Here is a 4358-nt window from a genome sequence, read left to right on the forward strand (position 1 = left end):
ATTCATTAATTAGGTTATCAACCCCATCTAGATAGCATTCAGAGAAAATTTCTAAAAAATAATTCTGTAAACTAGGAGAATCTCTTAACAATTTTTTTATGTCTTTTTGAGTTCGTTTAATAGTATTTTCCCACCCCCGATAATAGTCAGGTAAGGGGACATAACATCGTTTGAGTGCGTGTTCAAACAAAGTCGTCAAACGATTCTCTAATTCTCGTCTCTCTCTTCCTCCCAAAGATGATACCTCCTCAATTAAATTATTCCAATCAATATCATTAACATTTCTCTCCTTTAATTGCTGAATTGTATTCTCAACCCAGAGAACAAAATCTTGATTATAGAGAGTTGTTACTGGTGCTTTTTCCATTGCTTTTATCTCCTCTTCAATTTCTGCAAATCTATTTTCATTACATCTTTAATCATACAGCGGTTTGATGCTCTTAGGAGGTAAATCTTATTCCCCTCATCGCTTGCGGAGAGGGGTTTGATGACAATTTGCTGTAATTTATCAATTAGTTATTAATAAACTTCTCAAACACCTCACCAAAATCTTTCCGCACATAAGTTTCATGAGCATATTTTAACCAATTAAAAGCATACTGATTAATTGATTTAAATTGCTCTTCTGAAGTTGATGTAGTTGTTGAACGACTAACTGTACTAGCTGCTGTATTTAAACTAGTTTGAGCATATTGATGATAAAGAGCATTTTCTCGTTGAATTGAGGCAATTTTCAGTAAAGCCTTGTACAAGTCTTTCAAAGGATTAATATAAATTTTAGCAACATCAATAGAATAGGATATATCCCCCATTATTAACTTGATTTCGATATCCATATCTATTGTTCCTGCGGTTTCTAGCTTCACATCCTTAATAATATGATGACTATAACTAAAACGTTTGAGTAGACGTTTTTTACTAACCGCAGAATTTCCATCTAGATGAATTAACGCTAGGTTAGTAAAACAGTATTCATCAGTTTTCGACTTAATTAAAAAATAGATCTTTTCCCCTTCTTCATGAATCACATAATCATCACTATCAACTTTATGAAAATCTTCTGGTTTGATCACAGCACCAATATCACTCAAACCTAGTGCATCCATCGCCATATTTTTGAACATGATCTTTTACTCTCTAAGCAAATTAATTTTACTATGATTTTATTGATTATACGTCATTGCTATTTGATTTACGAATTTACTTAACAGTATTTTACTAATCTCTGTTAAGATATAAGAACAAACTTGAAAAAATGAAGACAATCCAGGTTAAAGTTTCCAATTCTCAAAAATTACACTTTTTTTTGATTCCTTGCATAAAAATTATCATCATAGGTAAGTACATGAGCAAAAATAATTAAACATTTTGAAAATACCTAAACCAATGAATTATGTAGGAGTGCTACCCCTACATTAAATTCATAAACTTTCCTATAATTTACTTAATACTTTGAGCAAGTTACCAATTAATAATGAGCAAATCTGGCTTATTTGTCGGTTTAATTACCTTAGATTTCATTTATCTCGCGGATTCTCCCCCCCAAAATAATCAAAAATTAGTTGCCACTGACTATAGTGTAGCAGCAGGGGGACCCGCAACAAACGCCGCCGTCACCTTCAGTCATTTAAACAACCAATCTACAGTTTTAGGTGTATTGGGTTCGCACCATATCACACAGCTAATTTGTAGCGATTTAGAGAATTACCAAATTGCAATTATTGACTTAGACCCCTACAAGAAAACACCGCCACCTGTCTCTTCAATTATTGTTACCCAAGGTACAGGTGAAAGAGCGGTAATTTCTATTAATGCCGTTAAAACTCAGGCGAATATTACCTCTATTCCTACAAATATTTTACAAGATATTGATATTGTATTAATTGACGGGCATCAAATGGAAGTCAGCAAAATCATTGCCCAAACTGCTAATATTCAGAATATTCCAGTTGTCATTGATGGTGGTAGCTGGAAACCAGGATTTGCAGAAATATTACCCTTTGTCAATTATGCTATTTGTTCTGCTAATTTCTATCCGCCTAACTGCAAAAATCAGGAAGACGTTTTTGCCTATTTGCAAAATTTTAACATTCCTTATATTGCTATTACTCAAGGGGAAAACCCCATCCAATACTTAACTCGTGATCAGTCTGGTGTAGTTAATGTGCCAAAAATACAGCCCGTTGATACACTGGGAGCAGGAGACATTTTTCACGGTGCTTTCTGTCACTACATCCTGGAAACGAATTTTATAGAAGCATTAGCACTAGCTGGAAATACTGCTGCGGAGGCGTGTAAACATTTTGGTACGCGAACTTGGTTGAATTTAAACGTCTAATACTTAGAGGGTGTTTGAAAAGTCGTGATTGCTGGATCAGGCAATGCCTGAAACTGGTATAACTGCTCTATAGAATCTCCGCGTCTAAAGACCCGGAGAGTGTCAACCAAATTTGTCCCCAAATGAAAGACTTATCCGAAATATTAACAATTGCACGGAAGGTAGGTTGGGGTGCAGCCAGTCTCCTGAGTTCTTATTATCACGGTACTGCTGACGCACCAAATTTAGATATCCAGTATAAAGACAGCGAACCTGTTACAGTGGCAGACTTAGCCGTTAGTGAATATATCTTGTCACAGTTACAAGCTGCTTTAGGTAATGAAGACTTTGGATATATCAGCGAAGAAACTCATAAATCACAACAGGGAAAAAATCCTGCTGAGTGGGTATGGATTATTGATCCATTAGATGGAACAAGAGATTTTATCAACAAAACCGGAGAATATGCAATTCATATTGCCTTAATTCAAGGAACACAGACAATGTTAGCCGTCGTGGCAGTTCCAGAGGCACAAAAGTTATATTATGCTACTAGAGGTAGTGGAACTTTTATCGAAACTGCAACAGGTTCTTTGCCTGTGCGACTGAACTCCCATAAAAATATCCAGGATCTAATTTTGGTGGTTAGTCGCTCACACCGCAACGATAGGTTAGAATATCTATTACAGCACCTGCCCTATCAAAATCAAAAAGCAATTGGTAGCGTCGGTTGCAAAATTGCCGCGATACTTGAACAGCAAGCAGATGTTTACATTTCCCTTTCCGGTAAATCCGCACCTAAAGACTGGGATATGGCTGCTCCTGAACTAATCTTAACAGAAGCAGGTGGTAATTTTACCCACTTTGACTGCACGCCATTAGAATATAACACCGGCGACATTCATCAATGGGGGGAATTACTAGCTAGTAATTATCAAAATCATGAGGTACTGTGTCAAGAAGCGCAAAGCATTCTCACACGGTTTACAGAAGTATCCGGTCAGCCTAAAGCTCAGTAGCTTCAGCCCTTACGAAACAAAGTGTAGTTAAGAATCTCTTGAAATGCTTCGTTTCGCTTTGCTACACTCAGCATGACAAAACAGGATCATTTATTTTGGGTGTTGCTGATTAAGGGTATGAATTTTAGTCTCACGCAAAGGCGCAATCACGCTTCGTGATCTCGAAGAGTAGACGCAAATGTCAGAGTTTTAAAGGTTTAATTTGGGAATTTCATACCTTAGTTCAGCAACGCCTTATTTTGTTATCGAAACAGTATTTGTTGTGGAGAATTTCCTAACAATGCTGGTGGTTTTGTTGGGAAAATTTGTTCGTTATGGGTTAATATTCTCATGTAGTGCTATACTTGGGGATATCAAAGATTATTTTCGGTTGAGTAAGTCGTTTGAAGATTTTTTTAAATACGTCTCTCCGAATCTAACTCTCTACACTCTCTGGTTTGGGAGTAGTAGTAGCGGCGATCGCTACTAAGTCCAGTAAAAAAAATTAAAATCTAGAGTATCCAGCAGATACAGTCTCCCGCTAAGCGCTGCTGGAGTATTTTATTTTGACTTTAGTTCTCAAATATTGAATTAAACTACGGAGGAACAGGAATGACACAAGTGGTCTTAGGTGAAAATGAAGGGATTGAATCAGCACTACGAAGATTCAAGCGGGAAGTTTCCAAAGCGGGAATTTTCCAAGATATGCGGAAAAAGCGTCACTTTGAGACACCTTTAGAAAAAGAAAAGCGCAAAGCCATAGCCAGACACAAGCAACGTCGCCAACAACGTTCTCGCTTCAAACGCTAGATTTTTAGTCATATTTGCTAGAATTAGGAAATCCTGTCAGGATTTCCTTTTAGAGAACTCCACTTCAGAAGTGTAATGGATTCCTCTCGCGTGACGTTCTTCCTTATAGTAACCGTTCACAGGGGGTGAGAATTTATTAAAAAACCTGAAAGCTTTGTCTGTTGGGTTTTTCAGGCAACTTGACATATTAACGAATGGTTCTTAAATTGGCTGGAAAACGATTTGCAAACCGA

6 protein-coding genes are annotated in these 4358 nt (G+C 36.9%); 4 read left to right on the forward strand and 2 right to left on the reverse strand.

The features are described from left to right. A partial coding sequence (locus IQ228_RS22005; protein WP_193964436.1) for a DUF29 domain-containing protein occupies positions 1–367 on the reverse strand: 367 nt, incomplete at its 3' end. Between the two features lie 145 nt (positions 368–512). After that, positions 513–1124 carry a PH domain-containing protein gene (locus IQ228_RS22010; protein ID WP_027402266.1) on the reverse strand — a complete coding sequence of 204 codons (612 nt, stop codon included), beginning with the start codon at positions 1122–1124 and terminating at the stop codon, positions 513–515. A gap of 350 nt (positions 1125–1474) precedes the next feature. Here IQ228_RS22010 and IQ228_RS22015 point away from each other — a divergent pair, with 350 nt between their 5' ends. From IQ228_RS22015 to rpsU, 4 genes are all read left to right on the forward strand, one after another. Continuing rightward, positions 1475–2338 carry a sugar kinase gene (locus IQ228_RS22015; protein WP_027402267.1) on the forward strand — a complete coding sequence of 288 codons (864 nt, stop codon included), beginning with the start codon at positions 1475–1477 and terminating at the stop codon, positions 2336–2338. A 122-nt stretch (positions 2339–2460) separates the two neighbouring features. Continuing rightward, positions 2461–3336, forward strand: coding sequence for a 3'(2'),5'-bisphosphate nucleotidase CysQ (locus IQ228_RS22020; RefSeq protein WP_193964437.1), 876 nt, complete (start codon positions 2461–2463; stop codon positions 3334–3336). 202 nt (positions 3337–3538) lie between these two features. Further along, on the forward strand, positions 3539–3805 hold the full coding sequence (locus IQ228_RS22025; RefSeq protein WP_193964438.1) for a hypothetical protein: 267 nt from the start codon (positions 3539–3541) through the stop codon (positions 3803–3805). A gap of 122 nt (positions 3806–3927) precedes the next feature. Then, positions 3928–4125 (forward strand): 30S ribosomal protein S21, encoded by a 198-nt coding sequence (gene rpsU, locus IQ228_RS22030; protein ID WP_015078697.1) that lies wholly within the window; start codon positions 3928–3930, stop codon positions 4123–4125. Positions 4126–4358 lie beyond the last annotated feature (233 nt).

This window comes from Dolichospermum sp. LEGE 00246, from assembly GCF_015207865.1.
GTDB classification, from domain to species: domain Bacteria; phylum Cyanobacteriota; class Cyanobacteriia; order Cyanobacteriales; family Nostocaceae; genus Dolichospermum; species Dolichospermum heterosporum.

What these genes read in the sequence shown, in the direction of transcription:
- IQ228_RS22010 (WP_027402266.1), bottom strand. Translation starts at nt 1,124, where the DNA reads ATGTTCAAAAATATGGCGATGGATGCACTAGGTTTGAGTGATATTGGT.
- IQ228_RS22015 (WP_027402267.1), top strand. Translation starts at nt 1,475, where the DNA reads ATGAGCAAATCTGGCTTATTTGTCGGTTTAATTACCTTAGATTTCATT.
- IQ228_RS22020 (WP_193964437.1), top strand. Translation starts at nt 2,461, where the DNA reads ATGAAAGACTTATCCGAAATATTAACAATTGCACGGAAGGTAGGTTGG.
- rpsU (WP_015078697.1), top strand. Translation starts at nt 3,928, where the DNA reads ATGACACAAGTGGTCTTAGGTGAAAATGAAGGGATTGAATCAGCACTA.